The sequence below is a fragment of the Nocardioides bruguierae genome, from assembly GCF_023656415.1.
Lineage (GTDB): Bacteria > Actinomycetota > Actinomycetes > Propionibacteriales > Nocardioidaceae > Nocardioides > Nocardioides bruguierae.
Genome location: NZ_JAMOIL010000022.1, coordinates 42117 through 58116 on the forward strand (window position 1 = coordinate 42117; position 16000 = coordinate 58116).

The 16000-nt window shown below is 73.8% G+C and carries 16 protein-coding genes; 13 read left to right on the top strand and 3 right to left on the bottom strand.

All coding sequences use genetic code 11. The features are described 5' to 3' along the window. Window positions 1-129 precede the first annotated feature (129 nt). The 5 genes from M8330_RS15625 to hemB all read left to right on the top strand — a co-directional run bounded on the left by M8330_RS15625 (window position 130) and on the right by hemB (window position 5949). Window positions 130-822, top strand: a complete 693-nt coding sequence (locus M8330_RS15625; RefSeq protein ID WP_250050939.1) for a redox-sensing transcriptional repressor Rex — start codon at window positions 130-132, stop codon at window positions 820-822. After that, complete coding sequence (locus tag M8330_RS15630) at window positions 819-2177, top strand: glutamyl-tRNA reductase (RefSeq protein ID WP_250828070.1); 1359 nt, start codon at window positions 819-821, stop codon at window positions 2175-2177. The genes M8330_RS15625 and M8330_RS15630 overlap by 4 nt, the downstream gene beginning before the upstream one ends. Then, on the top strand, window positions 2174-3148 hold the full coding sequence (gene hemC / locus M8330_RS15635) for a hydroxymethylbilane synthase (protein WP_250828071.1): 975 nt from the start codon (window positions 2174-2176) through the stop codon (window positions 3146-3148). Before M8330_RS15630 ends, hemC begins: the two co-directional genes overlap by 4 nt. After that, window positions 3145-4785, top strand: coding sequence for a bifunctional uroporphyrinogen-III C-methyltransferase/uroporphyrinogen-III synthase (locus tag M8330_RS15640; protein ID WP_250050932.1), 1641 nt, complete (start codon window positions 3145-3147; stop codon window positions 4783-4785). The genes hemC and M8330_RS15640 overlap by 4 nt, the downstream gene beginning before the upstream one ends. Window positions 4786-4932: 147 nt before the next feature. Further along, window positions 4933-5949: a porphobilinogen synthase gene (gene hemB / locus M8330_RS15645; protein ID WP_250828072.1), complete on the top strand. Its 1017-nt coding sequence runs from the start codon at window positions 4933-4935 to the stop codon at window positions 5947-5949. Window positions 5950-5964: 15 nt separating this feature from the next. Here the strand turns inward: hemB and M8330_RS15650 are convergent, their stop codons facing one another. Further along, window positions 5965-7266, bottom strand: a complete 1302-nt coding sequence (locus M8330_RS15650) for a lytic transglycosylase domain-containing protein (protein ID WP_250828073.1) — start codon at window positions 7264-7266, stop codon at window positions 5965-5967. Window positions 7267-7608: 342 nt separating this feature from the next. Here M8330_RS15650 and hemL point away from each other — a divergent pair, with 342 nt between their 5' ends. Genes hemL through ccsB form a run of 6 tightly spaced genes read left to right on the top strand, consistent with a single transcriptional unit; the run spans window position 7609 to window position 13977 of the window. Further along, window positions 7609-8961: a glutamate-1-semialdehyde 2,1-aminomutase gene (gene hemL / locus M8330_RS15655; protein ID WP_250828074.1), complete on the top strand. Its 1353-nt coding sequence runs from the start codon at window positions 7609-7611 to the stop codon at window positions 8959-8961. A gap of 29 nt (window positions 8962-8990) precedes the next feature. Then, window positions 8991-9707, top strand: a complete 717-nt coding sequence (locus M8330_RS15660; RefSeq protein WP_250828075.1) for a histidine phosphatase family protein — start codon at window positions 8991-8993, stop codon at window positions 9705-9707. Continuing rightward, window positions 9707-10420 carry a TlpA disulfide reductase family protein gene (locus M8330_RS15665; RefSeq protein WP_250828076.1) on the top strand — a complete coding sequence of 238 codons (714 nt, stop codon included), beginning with the start codon at window positions 9707-9709 and terminating at the stop codon, window positions 10418-10420. Before M8330_RS15660 ends, M8330_RS15665 begins: the two co-directional genes overlap by 1 nt. Continuing rightward, complete coding sequence (locus tag M8330_RS15670) at window positions 10413-11180, top strand: cytochrome c biogenesis CcdA family protein (RefSeq protein ID WP_250828077.1); 768 nt, start codon at window positions 10413-10415, stop codon at window positions 11178-11180. The genes M8330_RS15665 and M8330_RS15670 overlap by 8 nt, the downstream gene beginning before the upstream one ends. After that, window positions 11177-12877: a cytochrome c biogenesis protein ResB gene (gene resB, locus M8330_RS15675; RefSeq protein ID WP_250828078.1), complete on the top strand. Its 1701-nt coding sequence runs from the start codon at window positions 11177-11179 to the stop codon at window positions 12875-12877. The genes M8330_RS15670 and resB overlap by 4 nt, the downstream gene beginning before the upstream one ends. Next, window positions 12874-13977, top strand: a complete 1104-nt coding sequence (gene ccsB, locus M8330_RS15680; RefSeq protein WP_250828079.1) for a c-type cytochrome biogenesis protein CcsB — start codon at window positions 12874-12876, stop codon at window positions 13975-13977. The genes resB and ccsB overlap by 4 nt, the downstream gene beginning before the upstream one ends. 125 nt (window positions 13978-14102) lie before the next feature. Here the strand turns inward: ccsB and M8330_RS15685 are convergent, their stop codons facing one another. Then, window positions 14103-14339, bottom strand: coding sequence for a hypothetical protein (locus M8330_RS15685; RefSeq protein ID WP_250050916.1), 237 nt, complete (start codon window positions 14337-14339; stop codon window positions 14103-14105). Between the two features lie 91 nt (window positions 14340-14430). Here M8330_RS15685 and M8330_RS15690 point away from each other — a divergent pair, with 91 nt between their 5' ends. Next, window positions 14431-14688 (top strand): DUF4229 domain-containing protein, encoded by a 258-nt coding sequence (locus tag M8330_RS15690; RefSeq protein ID WP_250050915.1) that lies wholly within the window; start codon window positions 14431-14433, stop codon window positions 14686-14688. Between the two features lie 50 nt (window positions 14689-14738). Then, the gene (locus tag M8330_RS22110; protein WP_272494462.1) at window positions 14739-14873 is read left to right on the top strand and encodes a hypothetical protein; all 135 of its coding nucleotides are present in this window, start codon (window positions 14739-14741) and stop codon (window positions 14871-14873) included. A 70-nt stretch (window positions 14874-14943) separates the two neighbouring features. Here the strand turns inward: M8330_RS22110 and M8330_RS15695 are convergent, their stop codons facing one another. Continuing rightward, window positions 14944-15819 (bottom strand): 1,4-dihydroxy-2-naphthoate polyprenyltransferase, encoded by an 876-nt coding sequence (locus M8330_RS15695; RefSeq protein WP_250828080.1) that lies wholly within the window; start codon window positions 15817-15819, stop codon window positions 14944-14946. Window positions 15820-16000 lie beyond the last annotated feature (181 nt).

A 16000-nucleotide genomic window follows, 5' to 3' on the forward strand; every position in this document is an offset into this window, starting at 1 on the left:
CGTCGGCTGAGACCGGGGCCACTCATTTTGTTCCTGCGTTCACGAACTCCTACAGTGATCGGGCCGTAGCGGCGACCGGGGGGTCAGCAGAGACCCTCCCAGCACGCGCGGCTGGCAGGGAGTGAGCACGTGTCGGAACGGACCCCCGCGGAGGCGAGCCGGGACATCCCGGAGGCCACCGTCGCGCGGCTGCCGCTCTACCTGCGTGCACTCACCGCCCTGGCCGACGCCGGCACCGCACGCTGCTCCTCCGAGGACCTCGCGGCCGCGGCGGGCGTGACCTCCTCCAAGCTGCGCAAGGACCTCTCCTACCTGGGCAGCTACGGCACCCGGGGCGTCGGCTACGAGGTGGAGTTCCTGCGCCACCAGATCGCCCGGGAGATCGGCCAGACCCAGGACCACCACGTGGTCATCGTGGGCATCGGCAACCTGGGCCAGGCGCTGGCCAGCTTCTCCGGCTTCCGCAGCCGCGGCTTCCGCGTCGTGGCGCTGCTGGACGCGGCCCCCGCGCGCCAGGGCGACGAGGTCGCCGGCCTGGTCGTGCGGCCCTTCGAGGACCTCGCCGCGGTGGTCGCCGAGCACCGCGTCACCATCGCCGTCGTCGCCACCCCGGCGCACGCGGCCCAGGACGTCGCCGACGCACTCGTCGCCGCCGGCGTCCGCAACATCCTGAACTTCGCGCCGACCGTGCTCTCCGTCCCCGACGACGTGGACGTGCGCAAGGTCGACCTCTCGATCGAGCTCCAGATCCTGGCCTACCACGAGCAGCGCAAGGCGTCGGCCGAGGTCGAGGAGCCGGACATGGAGAGGGGACTCGCTTGAGCGTCCTCGTCGTGGGGATCTCCCACAACACCGCACCCGTCTCGCTGCTGGAGCGGGTCACCGCCGCCGACGGCGACTCGCTGCACGAGCTGGTGAAGCAGGCCGCCGGGTGCGGCCACGTCACCGAGGCCGCCGTCATCTCGACGTGCAACCGGCTCGAGCTCTACGCCGACGTCGACCGGTTCCACGGCTCCGTGGAGGAGCTCAGCAGCCTGCTGGTCGGCCGCGCGGGGGAGCGGACCGAGGCGATCCTCCCGCACCTGTACGTGCACTACGACGACGGCGCCGTCTCCCACCTCTTCCAGGTGGCCGCCGGGCTGGACTCCATGGCCGTCGGCGAGGGCCAGATCCTCGGCCAGACCCGCGAGGCGCTGCGGCTGGGCCAGGAGCTCGGCACCGTCGGCCCCGCCCTGAACTCGCTGTTCCAGCAGGCGCTGCGGGTCGGCAAGCGCAGCCGCGCCGAGACCGACATCGACCGCGCCGCCCCCACGCTCGTCGGGGCCGCGCTGGAGCAGGCCGGGGCCGCGCTCCCCGCCGACGCCGCGGACGGGTCGGGCATGCTCGCCGGCGTCGCCACCGCCGTCCTCGGCGCCGGTGCGATGGCCGGCCTGGCCACCGCCACCGTCCACCGCGAGGGCGTGCGCGACCTGGTCGTCATCAACCGCACCCCGGCCCGCGCCGAGCGCCTCGCCGAGACCTACGGCGGGCGGCCCGCCCCGGTCGACGCGCTCGAGGCCGAGCTCGCCCGGGTCGACCTTCTGGTCACCTGCACCGGCTCCACCGGCGCGGTGGTCACCGCCGACATGCTCCGCCGGGCCCGCCCCGACGGCCGTCCGCTCACCGTGATCGACCTGGCGCTCCCGCACGACGTGGAGCCCACCGCCGGCGCCGTGCCGGGCGTGACGCTGGTGAACCTGGCGTCCCTGGCCGCCGAGGTGCACGGCTCGGACGCCGCCGCGGAGATCGCCGCCGTCCGCGAGATCGTCACCCAGGAGGTCGCGGCGTTCCTCACCGCGCGCCGCCAGGCGTCGGTCACGCCCACCGTCGTCGCCCTGCGCACCATGGCCACCTCGCTGGTGGAGGCCGAGATGGCCCGCCTCGAGGGCAAGCTGCCCGACCTCGACGAGCACACGCGCGGCGAGGTGCTGCACACCGTGCGCCGCGTCGTCGACAAGCTGCTGCACGAGCCGACCGTCCGCGTCCGCGAGCTGGCCAACACCGACGGGGCCGTCTCCTACGCCGCCGCGCTGGCCGACCTGTTCGCGCTCGACCCCGACTCGGTCACCGCCGTCACCCGCCCCGACGTGCCCGACGCGACCGTCAGCCGCACTGAGCACCGGGGGAGCCAGGCATGAGCGCCCCCGCCCTCCGCCTCGGGACCCGGCGCTCGCTGCTGGCCCGCACCCAGTCCGGCCACGTCGCCGACCTCGTCCGCGCGCGGCTCGGCCGCGAGGTCGAGCTGGTCGAGGTGACCACCGACGGCGACCGCAGCCAGGCGAGCAACACCAGCCTCGTGGGGTCGAGCTCCACCGGCGTCTTCGTCTCCGCGCTGCGCGACGCGCTGCTGGCCGACGAGGTCGACCTCGTCGTGCACTCCCTCAAGGACCTCCCCACCGCCCCGCACGCGGGCCTGGCGCTGGCGGCCGTGCCGACCCGCGAGGACTCCCGCGACGTGCTGGTGGCGCGCGACGGCCTCACGCTCGGCGAGCTGCCCGTCGGCAGCCGCCTGGGCACCGGCTCGCCGCGACGCGCCGCCCAGGTGGCCGCGCTCGGGCTGGGCCTGGAGATCGTCCCGATCCGGGGCAACATCGACACCCGGGTCGGCAAGGTGACCGCGGGCGAGCTCGACGCCGTCGTCCTGGCCCGCGCGGGCCTGGCCCGGATCGACCGCCTCGACCTGGTCACCGAGACCCTCGACCCGCTCCAGGTGCTCCCCGCGCCGGGGCAGGGCGCGCTCGCGGTCGAGTGCCGCGAGTCCGACACCGACCTCGTCGCCGCCCTGGGCGAGCACCTGGACGACGCGGGCACCCGCGCCGCCGTGCTCGCCGAGCGCGCGGTGCTGGCCACGCTCGAGGGCGGCTGCTCCGCCCCGATCGGGGCGCTCGGCGAGGTCGTCGAGGGCGAGGACGGGGACGAGCTCTGGGTGAGAGCAGTGGCGCTCTCGCCCGACGGGGCGCTGTCGGTGCGCAGCTCTGCCGCCGGCCGCCTCGACGACGCCGTGGGCGTCGGCACCCGGCTCGGCGAGGAGATGCTCGCCGACGGGGCAGGACAGCTGGGCCAGCCAGGTCCGGTCGACACGCAGACAGAACAGGGTGAAGAACGATGACGCGCACCAGCGAGTCCGCCACGCCTCACGGCTGGGTCTCGTTCGTCGGAAGCGGACCGGGTGACCCCGACCTGCTGACGGTCCGCGCCGTGGAGCTCCTCCGCGACTGCGAGGTCGTCGTCACCGAGGCGCCCGAGCAGGCCGAGATGGTCGCCCGGCTCCTGGGGACGCACCTCGACGAGGACGGCGAGGCCACGGGCCCGCTCGTCGTCGACGGGGGCTTCGGCGAGGACGGGCAGCCGCTCACGCACGCCGCCCGCGCCAAGGTCGTGCTCAAGCACGCCAAGAAGGGCCTCCGCGTCGTCCGCCTGCTCGGCGGCGACCCGTTCACGTACGCCTCCGGCCCCGAGGAGGCCCAGGCGGTCGCCAAGGCCGGCATCGGCTTCGAGATCGTCCCCGGCGTCTCCTCGGTCTCCGGCGTCCCGGCCTACGCGGGCATCCCGCTGACCACCCGCGACCACCGCGAGGTCACCGTCGTGACCTGCGACGGCACCGTGGACTGGTCCCGCTACGCCGACGACCGCACCCTCGTGCTGCTCTCCGGCGTCGGCCAGATCGGCGAGACCGCCAAGGCGCTCGTCGCCGCGGGCCGCCCGGCCTCCACCCCGGTGGCCGTCACCCGCGTCGGCACCACCACCGAGCAGGCCACCGTCTGCTCCACGCTGGCCGACGTCGCCGAGGACGTCCGCGCCGCCCGTGTGGCCCCGCCCGCGATCATCGTGATCGGCCAGGTCGTCGGCCTGCGCGACACGCTCTCCTGGTTCGAGACCAAGCCGCTGTTCGGCTGGCGCGTCCTGGTGCCCCGCACCAAGGAGCAGGCCGGCACCCTGGTCACCCGCCTGCGCGGCTACGGCGCGGTGCCCGAGGAGGTGCCCACCATCTCGGTGGAGCCGCCCCGCAACCCGCAGCAGATGGACAAGGCACTGCGTGGCCTCGTCGAGGGCCGCTACGAGTGGATCGCGTTCACCTCGGTCAACGCCGTGCGGGCCGTGCGCGAGAAGTTCGAGGAGTACGGCCTGGACGCCCGCTCCTTCTCCGGCCTCAAGATCGCCGCCGTCGGCCACAAGACCGCCGAGGCCATCGCCCAGTGGGGCCTGCGCGCCGACCTGGTGCCCGAGTCCGAGCAGTCCTCCGTGGGCCTGCTCGAGGACTGGCCCGAGTACGACGAGGACCTCGACCCGATCAACCGGGTCTTCCTGCCGCGCGCCGACATCGCCACCGAGACCCTGGCCGCCGGCCTCGTGGAGCTCGGCTGGGAGGTCGACGACGTCACCGCCTACCGCACCGTCCGGGCCGCCCCGCCGCCGGCGCCGACCCGCGAGGCGATCAAGACCGGCAAGTTCGACGCGGTCGTGTTCACCTCGTCCTCGACGGTGCGCAACCTGGTCGGTATCGCCGGCAAGCCGCACGCCTCGACGATCATCGCCTGCATCGGGCCCGCCACCGCCAAGACGGCGGAGGAGCACGGCCTGCGCGTGGACGTCATGGCGCCGAGCCCGAGCATCGAGGTGCTCACCGACGCGCTGGCCGACTTCGGCTCCGCCCGTCGTGCCTCGCTGGTCGAGCAGGGCCTGCCGGTCACCAAGCCGTCCGACCGCAAGCCGTCCGCGCGGCGCAAGGCCACGTCCTCCCGCTGACCCACCCGCCGAGTCGGCAGCAGCCTTCAGCAGAACCGTGAAAGGTGCTGCCGACTCGGCGGTGGGCACCCCGCCGGTCCGGTCCGCACGGGCAACCGCACGGGCCTCTCCGACGGGTCATCCCCGACCCCGAAGGAGCACTCCCCGATGACCGACCCCGACGGCTACGCCCTGCGGCCCGCCCCCGGTGCGACCGCACCCGTCGTCCGGCCCCGCCGCCTGCGCACCACCCCCGCGATGCGGGCGATGGTCCGTGAGCAGCAGGTCCGTGCCGGCCAGCTCATCCTGCCCGCGTTCGTCAGCGAGGCGCTGAGCGAGCCGAAGCCGATCTCCTCGATGCCCGGCGTCGTCCAGCACACGCAGGACACCCTCAAGCGTGCGGCCGCCGAGGCCGCCGAGGCCGGCATCGGCGGCATCATGCTGTTCGGCGTGCCCGCCGTCCGGGACGCGTGCGGCACCGCGGGCGTCGACCCCTCCGGCGTCCTCAACCTCGCGATCGAGAACGTCAAGGCCGAGGTCGGCGACGCGCTGACCGTGCAGGCCGACCTCTGCCTCGACGAGTTCACCGACCACGGCCACTGCGGCGTGCTGGCCGCCGACGGCTCGGTCGACAACGACGCCACGCTCGCGATCTACGCCGACATGGCCCGCGCGCAGGCCGCGGCCGGGGTCGACGTCATCGGCCCCAGCGGCATGATGGACGGCCAGGTCGCCGTCATCCGCGACGCGCTCGACACCGCCGGGCACACCGACGTCGCGATCCTCGCCTACGGCGCGAAGTACGCCTCGGCCTTCTTCGGGCCCTTCCGCGAGGCGGTCGACTCGGCCCTGCAGGGCGACCGCCGCACCTACCAGCAGGACCCGGCCAACGCCCGCGAGGGCGTGCGCGAGACCGTGCTCGAGGTCGAGCAGGGCGCCGACATGGTCATGGTGAAGCCGGCCCTGGCCTACCTCGACGTGATCCGCCGCGTCCGCGACACCGTCGGCGTCCCGGTCGCGGCCTACAACATCTCGGGTGAGTACGCGATGGTCGAGGCGGCCGCCGCGAACGGCTGGATCGACCGGCAGGACGCGGTGCTCGAGACCCTCACCTCGATCCACCGCGCCGGCGCCGACGTCATCCTGACCTACTGGGCCACCGAGGCCGCGGGCTGGCTGCGCTGAGGATCGTGCCGGGGATCAGGGGTTGAGCAGCCCCTGGATGCAGGCCTCCAGCTCGTTCGCGGCCGTCAGCGGGTTGTCGATGACGCCCTCGAGCGTGCACTGGGCCAGAGCCTCTGCGCGGGTGAGCGTCTCGTCGACCGGGTCGACGCCCGTGGAGGGCACGGCCGAGGCCACGTCCTCGACGACCTCGCCCACGGCCTCGCCGGCGCTGCTGGGCGCGGTGGTGTCGACCGGGGTGTCGTTGCCCGAGGAGCCGCCCGACCCGCCCTGGCCGCCCTGGCTCCCGCCCCCGCTCGGCGTCGGGGACGAGGAGGGCGCGGGCGCCGAGGGGGCGGAGGACGAGCCCGAGCCACCGGAGGACGAGGCGGGCTGAGTGCCCTTGCCGCCCTGGTCGCCGCCGCTGCCGGCGACCGGCTGCGGCTCGGGCAGCGCCTGGATCAGGTCGCCGCCACGCACCGAGGTGGGGACGGCGGAGTAGTCGCCGGCCGCGTAGGAGTCCATGATCTCCAACACCAGGTCGACGTACTCGTCGCTGTGGTTGTAGCGGTACACGGCCTCGCGCAGCCCGCTGGTGGTGCCGAGGTCGGTGTCGCCGGCGCACAGGTACACGCCGGCGGCCAGCGCCGCGTCGTCGATGTCCTGCGGGTCGCGGCGGTCGTCCCCGTCCGCGTCGACGCCCACCAGCGACCAGGTGGACGGGATGAACTGCATCGGCCCGACGGCCCGGTCGAGGCCGGTGTCGCCGTCGAGGCGTCCCTTGTCGGTGTCCTCGACGCGGGTGGTGCCGCCGGCGCCGGTCAGGCGCGGGCCGAGGATGCCCGGACGGGCCACGCCGTCGGCGTCCAGCACGTTGCCGCCGTAGCGGCCGTGGTCGGACTCGACGCGGCCGATGGCGCCCAGGAGCGTCCAGTCCAGGCGGCAGCCGGCGTCGGCCGCGCCCATGATGCTCTCGGCCCGCTGGTAGGCCACGAGGGCCGCGTCGGGGATCGCGGCGCTCGAGGTCGAGGCCGCGGTGGCACGGGCGCTGCGGCTGGCCAGCGCGGTGGAGCTGGAGCGCCGCGAGGAGACGGTGGCCGGGTCGCGCAGCACCGCGGAGGGCAGCGAGGTGCCGTCGGGCAGGACGCCCTCGGTGGCGGTCTCGGACTCCGGGGTCGTCTGCGCGGTCAGGGTCGGGCCGGCGTAGGTGGCCGGGTTGACCAGCGCGGCGGTGACCGCGGCGGAGACGATGCCCAGCGGCACCAGCGCGGTGACCCGCTGCCAGGTGGTGCGCTCGCCGGACGTGCGTCGTCGGCCGCCGGTCGGCGTGCCCTGCGTCATGGTGGTTCTCCCTCGTCCTGCTGGTGCCGGCCCGCGTCGTCGCGGGGAGCACGTGTGTCGCGGTGCCGGCCGGTCGGGCCGGGCACCGTCCTCTCCTACCCGTGCTGAGACCAACGACACATGCGGGTCGACGTTACGGGTCGGTAACCCGACCTCGCCTCGGCCGATCGGTCAGACCTGCCTGGCCCGCCCGGTGGTGGCCGGTCGCGGTCCCCGGGCGGGCCCGCGTCCTCAGAGCCCGCTCAGTGGTGTCTCACGAGGCTCTCAGCCCCCGTGGGCACCACCGGTGACGAGGCGTGGGAGCGATTCGCAGCGCTGGGCGGCGCCTTGCACAATGACGGGGTGTCCTCCACGCCGCAGACCCCTGCCCAGCCGGTGACGACCCTCGCGACCCAGGCCTCCGCCGACCTCTTCGAGCGGGCCCGCACGGTCACCCCCGGCGGCGTGAACTCGCCGGTGCGCGCGTTCAACGCGGTCGGCGGCACGCCCCGGTTCATCCGCTCGGCGAAGGGTGCCTGGCTCACCGACGTCGACGGCAACGACTACGTCGACCTCATCTGCTCCTGGGGCCCGATGCTGCTGGGCCACGCGCACCCCGAGGTCCAGGCCGCGGTCGCGGACGCCGTCGCCCGCGGCACGTCCTACGGCACGCCCACCGTGCCCGAGGTGGAGCTGGCCGAGGAGATGGTCGCCCGCACCCCGGTCGAGAAGATCCGCTTCGTCTCCTCCGGTACCGAGGCGACGATGAGCGCCATCCGCCTCGCGCGCGGCTTCACCGGCCGCGACGTGGTCGTGAAGTTCGCCGGCTGCTACCACGGTCACGTCGACGCGCTGCTGGCCAGCGCCGGGTCGGGCCTGGCCACGTTCGCCGTGCCGGGCACGCCGGGCGTGCCGGCGTCCTCGACCGAGCTGACCCTCGTGCTGCCCTACAACGACCGGCAGGCGGTGCTCGACGTCTTCGCCGAGCACGGCTCCCGGATCGCCTGCGTCATCACCGAGGCCGCCGCCGGCAACATGGGCGTCGTGCCCCCGGAGCCGGGCTTCAACCAGTTCCTCGCGCAGACCTGCCGCGAGAACGGCGCGCTGTTCGTCTCGGACGAGGTGATGACCGGCTTCCGCGCCTCCAAGGAGGGCCAGTGGGGCCTGGACGGCAAGGTCGAGGGCTGGGTGCCCGACCTCGTCACCTTCGGCAAGGTGATGGGCGGCGGGTTCCCCGCGGCCGCGTTCGGCGGCCGCGCCGACGTCATGGCCTCCCTCTCGCCCGAGGGGCCCGTCTACCAGGCCGGCACGCTGTCGGGTAACCCCGTCGCCACCACCGCCGGCCTCACCACCCTGCGCCTGGCCACCGACGAGGTCTACGCCCACATCGGCTCCGCGGCCGACGTCATCAAGACCGCCGCGTCCGAGGCGCTCACCGCAGCCGGGGTCACGCACACCGTGCAGTCCACCGGCACCATGTTCTCGGTGTTCTTCTGCGAGGGCCCGGTGAAGGACTTCGCGGACGCCTCGCGCACCGACTCGGCCGCGTACAAGGCCTTCTTCCACTCCATGCTCGACTCCGGCGTCTACCTGCCGCCGTCGGCCTACGAGGCGTGGTTCCTGTCCTCCGCCCACGACGACCGCGCCGTCCAGCACGTGCTCGACGCGCTGCCCGCCGCCGCGCGGGCCGCCGCGGCCGCCGGCCAGGACGCCTGAGCAGCACCGAGAGACAGAGGGGGAGAGCCATGGTGAGCACGACGGTCCACCTGCTGCGGCACGGCGAGGTGCACAACCCGCAGGGCATCCTCTACGGGCGCAGCCCGGGCTACCACCTCTCGCGCCTGGGCAACCGGATGGCCGAGCGGGTCGCCGAGCAGATCGGTCACCGCGACATCGTCCACGTGGCGGCGTCCCCCCTCGAGCGCGCGCAGGAGACCGCCGCGCCCCTGGCGCAGGCCCTCGACCTGCCGGTGGGCTCCGACCCGCGGCTCATCGAGTCCGAGAACGTCTTCCAGGGCGAGACCTTCACCCGCGGCGGGCTGCTGCGCTCGCCGAAGAAGTGGAAGCACCTGCGCAACCCGTTCGAGCCCTCCTGGGGCGAGCCGTACCGCGAGATCGCCACCCGGATGCTCGCCGCGGTCGAGGCCGCGCGCGTCGTCGCCGAGGGGCACGAGGCCGTGCTGGTCTCCCACCAGCTGCCGATCTGGACGACGCGACTGCACCTCGAGGGCAAGCGCTACGTGCACGACCCGCGCAAGCGCCAGTGCACCCTGTGCTCGGTCACCTCGCTCGTCTACGAGGGCCCGACCCTGACCCGGATCACCTACTCCGAGCCCGCCGGCGACCTCGTGCCCGCGCACGCCCGCAAGGCCGCGTTCAGCGCCGGTGGCGCCGACGAGGAGCCCCCCGCCGCGCCCGGGGTCGGACCCGACGCCGGACCTGACGACGAGGACGCCCGCTGATGCCCCACCCCCGCGGACGCCGGCAGCGCTCTGCGCTCCTGGCCCTGCTGCTCACCGGCGTGCTCCTGCTCAGCGCCTGCTCCGAGCTGGGCAGCACCGGCGACCTCGACTACGTCGCCGGTGACGGCCAGATCGTCGAGTACGACGCCGCCGACCGGCTCGAGCCCGTCGACCTCTCCGGCGAGACCGTCGACGGCGGCACCTGGGACATCGCCGACCACGAGGGCCAGGTCGTCGTGGTCAACGTGTGGTGGAGCCTGTGCGGCCCCTGCATCACCGAGATGCCGATGCTGACCGCGCTCGAGTCCGCCTACAGCGACCTCGGCGACGAGGTCACCTTCGTCGGCATCAACGTCCGCGACTCCTCCGTCGACCTGGCCGCCGCCTTCGAGCGCGACCGGGGCGTGGAGTACCCCTCCATCTACGACCCGGCGGGCAAGGCGCTGCTCTCGTTCCCCGGGCGCACGGCGCCCCGCTCCATGCCCACCACCCTGGTGCTCGACACCGAGGGTCGCGTCGCCTCGATCATCTCCGGCCCGGTGCCGTCCGCGATCACGCTGGCCTCCCTCGTCGAGACCGCGGGCGGCCCGGAGGCCTCCGAGGTGGACGTCACCAGCGCCGCCGAGGCCGAGGACGACGCCGAGGACGAGACTGCGGACGGCGCCACGGAGTCAGAGTCAGCGGACGGATCGGGGTCCGGCTCCGATGGGTGACTGGTTCGCGGCGACCACCTACTCGGGGTCGCTGGCGCTCGCGATCCCGGTGGCGGTCATCGCGGGCCTGGTCTCGTTCTTCTCCCCGTGCGTGCTGCCGCTGCTGCCGGGCTACCTCTCCTACGCCACCGGTCTCTCCGGGGCCGACCTGGCCAACGGTGAGGCGGACTCCCGGCGGGGCCGGATGCTCGCGGGCTCGCTCCTCTTCGTCCTGGGCTTCACGGTCTGGTTCGTCATCCTCGGCGCCCTCGTCGGCTCCCTGCGGACCTGGGTGCTGGTCAACAAGGACTACCTGGACATCGGCCTCGGCGTCCTCGTGATCGTGCTCGGCCTGGCGTTCATGGGCCTGCTCCGCGTCCCGTTCCTGCAGCGCGACCTGCGGGTGCACAAGGTGCCCGCCGTCGGTCTCGCGGCCGCCCCCGTGCTCGGGTTCCTCTTCGGCCTGGGCTGGGCGCCGTGCATCGGCCCGACGCTCGGCGTCATCCTGGGCCTCGGCTACGACCAGGGCACCGCGAGCCGCGGTGCGTTCCTGCTCGTCTTCTACTCCCTGGGGCTCGGCATCCCCTTCGTCGCGGCAGGTCTGGCCTGGGGCCGCATGACCCGCGCGATCGGCTGGATCCGCCGCCACCAGGTCTGGGTCACGCGGGCGGGCGGCGCGATGCTCGTGCTGGTCGGCGTGCTGATCCTCACCGGATGGTGGGACTGGGCCGTCACGTGGCTCCAGTCCCACGTCATCAGCGACTACGAGGTGAGCCTGTGAGCACGACCGAGGGCCGGATCTCCGACCTCGACCCCAGCGAGGACAGGGACGCCCCGGCCTCCTCCAGTGACGGCGGCGACGGCGGGCGTCGGCCCGGCGACCTGGGTGCCCGCGAGCTGGGCCGCTGGGCCTGGCGCCAGCTCACCTCGATGCGCACCGCGCTGATCCTGCTGCTCCTGCTGGCGCTGGCGGCGATCCCGGGCTCGATCATCCCCCAGGAGGACGTCGACTCCCTGGCGGCGAGCAACTGGAAGGACGCGCACGAGACCCTCGCGCCGATCTACGAGAAGCTCGGCCTCTTCGCGGTCTACGACTCCCCGTGGTTCGCCGCGATCTACGTGCTGCTGATGATCAGCCTCGTCGGCTGCATCCTGCCGCGCACGAAGGTCTACTGGCGCGGCCTGCGGGCCCAGCCGCCGCGGGCGCCGCGCCACCTCACCCGGCTGCCCGAGCACGCCTCCTTCGTCACCGACCGCTCGGCGGCCGACGTCCACGAGGCCGCCCGTGCCCTCCTGCGCTCGAAGCGGTACCGGGTGCGCGGCGAGGTCGAGGGCGAGTCGGGGGTCTCCGCCGAGCGCGGCTACCTGCGCGAGGCCGGCAACCTCGTCTTCCACCTGGCGATCCTGGTCGTGCTCGTCGGCTTCGCCATGGGCTCGCTGTTCGGCTACCAGGGCGCCGTCATCGTCATCAACGGCAAGGGCTTCTCCAACAACCTGACCCAGTACGACGACTTCAACCCGGGCACGTTCTTCTCCAGCGACGACATGGAGCCGTTCTCGTTCGACGTCGACGACTTCGACGTCGAGTGGATCATGGAGGGCCGCGGCGCCGGCCAGAGCCAGGGCTACTCCGCCTCCCTCACCTACTCCGAGTCGCCCACGTCCGAGGAGCAGACCTACGACCTGCGGGTCAACCACCCGCTCGACATCGGCGACACCGAGGTCTTCCTCGTGGGCCACGGGTACGCCCCGATCATCACCGTCACTGACGGCAACGGCGACGTCGCCTGGTCCGGGCCGACGATCTTCCTCCCGCAGGACGCCAGCCTGCTCTCCTTCGGCGTCGTCAAGGCCCGCACCGCCGAGCCCGAGGCGATCGGCCTCGAGGGGCTCTTCTACCCCACCTACGTGATGGCGGACGGCGACCCGATCAACGTCATGGGTGACGACCTCAACCCGACCCTGTCGATGCTCGCCTACGTCGGCGACCTGGGCCTGGAGGACGGGCAGTCGCAGTCGGTCTACGTGCTCGACAAGTCGAACGCCACCCAGCTCACCAAGGACGACGGCAGCCCGCTGCGTCTGGACATGCAGGTCGGTGACTCCATCGACCTGCCCGACGGCCTCGGCACCGTCACCTTCGACGGCGTCGAGCCGTGGGTGCGCGTGCAGATCAGCCAGACCCCCGGCAAGCTCATCGCGCTCGGCGGTGTCGTGCTCATGCTGATCGGCGTCATGGGCTCGCTGTTCATCCGCCCGCGCCGCGCCTGGGTGCGCGCCCGGGAGACGGACGACGGCACCGTCGTCGAGCTCGCGGTGCTCGACCGCTCCGGCGGCGGCGACGTCAGCCTGGTGCTGGCGGATATCGTGGGCACGCTCCGTGCCGACGACGACCGCGACGCACCCGCCGCCGACGCGCCGGCACCGACCACCCCCACTGCGACCGAGGACGACTCGGCCACGAAGGAGCAGGCATGACCCAGACCGCCTGGGAGTCCCTCAGCCAGCAGGCCATCGCCGCCGCCGGCGTCGTCTACTTCCTCGCGCTGCTCGCGCACCTGGCCGAGTGGGCGATGCTGCGCAAGGTGCCGGCGAGCGCCGCCGTGGCCGAGCCCGCGCTGGTCGGTGGCGGCGCCGCGGCCCCCTCGGACGCGGACGCCCCCGGCGACGCCGACGCAGCGGCGGCCACCGCCGAGCGGGACGCCGACCGGCTGGAGATCGCCGGGCGCGCCGGCGTCCTGCTGACCGCGCTGGCGGTGGCCGTGCACCTCGTGGGCCTGGTGGCCCGCGGCATGGCCGCCGAGCCGCACCGCGTGCCCTGGGGCAACATGTACGAGTTCACGCTGACCGGCACGTTCGTGGTCGCGTTCATCTACCTGGTGGCCTTCCGGAAGTTCAAGCTGCAGTGGATGGCGATCCCGGTGCTGGCCGTCGTCCTCTCGATCCTCATGGTCGCGGTGATCTGGCTCTACGCGCCGGTGCAGCCGCTGATGGAGTCGCTGCAGTCGTACTGGCTGGTCATCCACGTCGTCTCGGCCGTCATCGCCACGGGCGCGTTCACCGTGGGCGGCATCGCGTCGGCGTTCTACCTGGTGCAGGCCCGCCGCGAGGCGCGTCGGGCGGCTGCGCTCGAGGCCGTGGCCGCGCGTCGTGCGGAGGGGGAGGACGTCGAGGACGTCCCTGCGCAGAGCGGCTGGTGGGCCCGGGTGCCCGGCACGTCCCGGCTGGACCTGATCTCCTACCGGATGCACGCCTTCGCGTTCCCGGTGTGGACCTTCGCGGTGCTCATCACCGGCCCGATCTGGGCGCACGAGGCGTGGTCGCGGTACTGGAACTGGGACCCCAAGGAGGTCTGGGCGTTCATCACCTGGGTCGTCTACGCCGCCTACCTGCACGCCCGCGCGACCGCCGGCTGGCGCGGCCGCTCGGCCGCGATCCTGGCGCTGGTCGGCATGGCCACGCTCTGGTTCAACTTCATCGGCATCAACTACTTCTCCACGACGTCGATGCACTCCTACGCCGACGCGCCCACGACCTCGGTGGTGGCACCCCCGCCAGGGGCCTCGTCGGGCCTCTGAGCCGGCCGGCCCTGGAACCGGCCCTGAGACGAGGGCACACGCGCACGAGCCCCTGACCGAGTGGATCGGTCAGGGGCTCGCGTGCGGTGTGGGGCGGTGTGGGTGAGCGCGGGAGAGCCGGGCACTCAGGGGCTGTCGGGGTCGTCGCCGTGCAGGCGGCGCCGGTCGAGCTCGCGCAGGAAGTCGGGGTCGTCGTCGGGGGCGACCGTGCGCGGGGGCTCGCGCCGCACGCGGCGTGGCCGTGCCGAGCCCGACCCGGGGCGCTGCGCGCCCTGGGACAGGACGCCGCGCTTCTGCAGGGTCCGCACCACGTAGTAGGTCACGAGGGCGACCACGGCCACGAACAGCAGCAGCTTGATCACTCCTCCACTGTAGGCCGGTGGACCCAACCGTGGGCGGGTCCGAGGTCATCGGCTTTCGCTGCACCCGCGCGGCACCACCTACGCTGGGGGCGTGAAGGAGTTCGCGATCTACACCGGCCTGCGCATCCTGCTCTTCCTCGCCTCGCTGGCCATCGTCATGGGTGTCTGGGCCCTCCTGGGCACGCCGAACCTCCTGGTGGCCATGATCGCGGCCCTGCTCGTCTCCGGCATCGCCGGCTACTGGGTGCTCGACGCCCCGCGCCGCGCGCTGGCGGCCAACGTCGAGCGCCGGGCGCAGCGCGCCTCCTCCCGGTTCGAGGAGATGAAGGCGCGCGAGGACCAGGACTGAGCCGGTCCGACCCCTCGTCGGCTCACCCGCCTGCCCGTAGGCTGGTCGGCATGAAGTTCCTGCTGCTCATCGCCATCGTCGTCGCCGTCGTGGCCGCCTGGCGCATGCGCGCGGTCATCCTCGGCAAGATCCTCGGGCAGGACCCGGCGCGCATCCAGCGGCAGATCGACCGCAAGAAGCGCTGACGCCCCACCGGTGGTCGAGGAGGTCGCGCGGCCACCGTCTCGAGACCAGCACCGAAGACCAGCGCCGAGGTCAGCCGACGATCATCAGCGGCACGCCCGCCCCGAGCGACCACAGCAGCTCCGCCGCGCCGGTGGAGGCCAGCACGGGGATGAGCGCCGGGCCCTGCGCGCCGGAGAGGATCGTGTTCACCCCGCGCCGCGCGGGCAGCACGAACACCAGGGCGAGCAGCGCCCACCACGAGGTGAGGGCGGCGAGCACGACGGCGCACGCGGCGGCGCCGGCCATCATCGCCAGGAAGGTGCGCCGGGTGGCGGCGTCCCCGAGGATCACGGCCAGCGTGCGCTTGCCGGTCTCGGTGTCGGTGGGGATGTCACGCAGGTTGTTGGCCACCAGCAGGGCGCAGGCGATGAGGCCGATGCCCACGGCGGCCACCCACGCGGCGGCAGGGAACGCCTCGACCTGCACGTAGGTGGTGCCCAGCACGGCCACCAGGCCGAAGAACACGAAGACCATGACCTCGCCCAGCCCGGCGTAGCCGTAGGGGCGGGGGCCGCCGGTGTAGGTCCAGGCGGCCACCACGCAGACGAGCCCCACCAGGACCAGCCACCAGGCCGTCGTCGCGGCGAGGACGAGGCCCGCGACCCCGGCCACGCCGAAGGCGGCGAACGCGGCCGCCTTCACCTGGCCCGGGCGGGCGGCGCCGGAGCCGACCAGCCGCATCGGGCCGACGCGGACCTCGTCGGTGCCGCGCACCCCGTCGGAGTAGTCGTTGGCGTAGTTGACCGCCACCTGGAGCGCGAGCGCCACGACCGCGGCGAGCAGCGCCTTCCACCACACGGCCTCGCCGACGGCGGCGGCGACGCCGGTGCCGGCGATGACGGGGGAGACGGAGGCGGGGAGGGTGCGGGGCCGGGAGCCGGCGACCCACTGTGCTGCGGTGGCCACGATCCACGATTGAACCAGTCCGACGCCGCCGACCTGCACGGGGCCCGGGAGGACGGCCGGACCCCGTGCACGGCCGAGCCCGCGGCTCGGCCCCGGACGATCAGCTCTGGGGGGAGTGCCGACCGGCCGGGTCGCTGGCCACAACGACGGGCGCGCCCCCGGGTCACGGCGCGGGTGACGA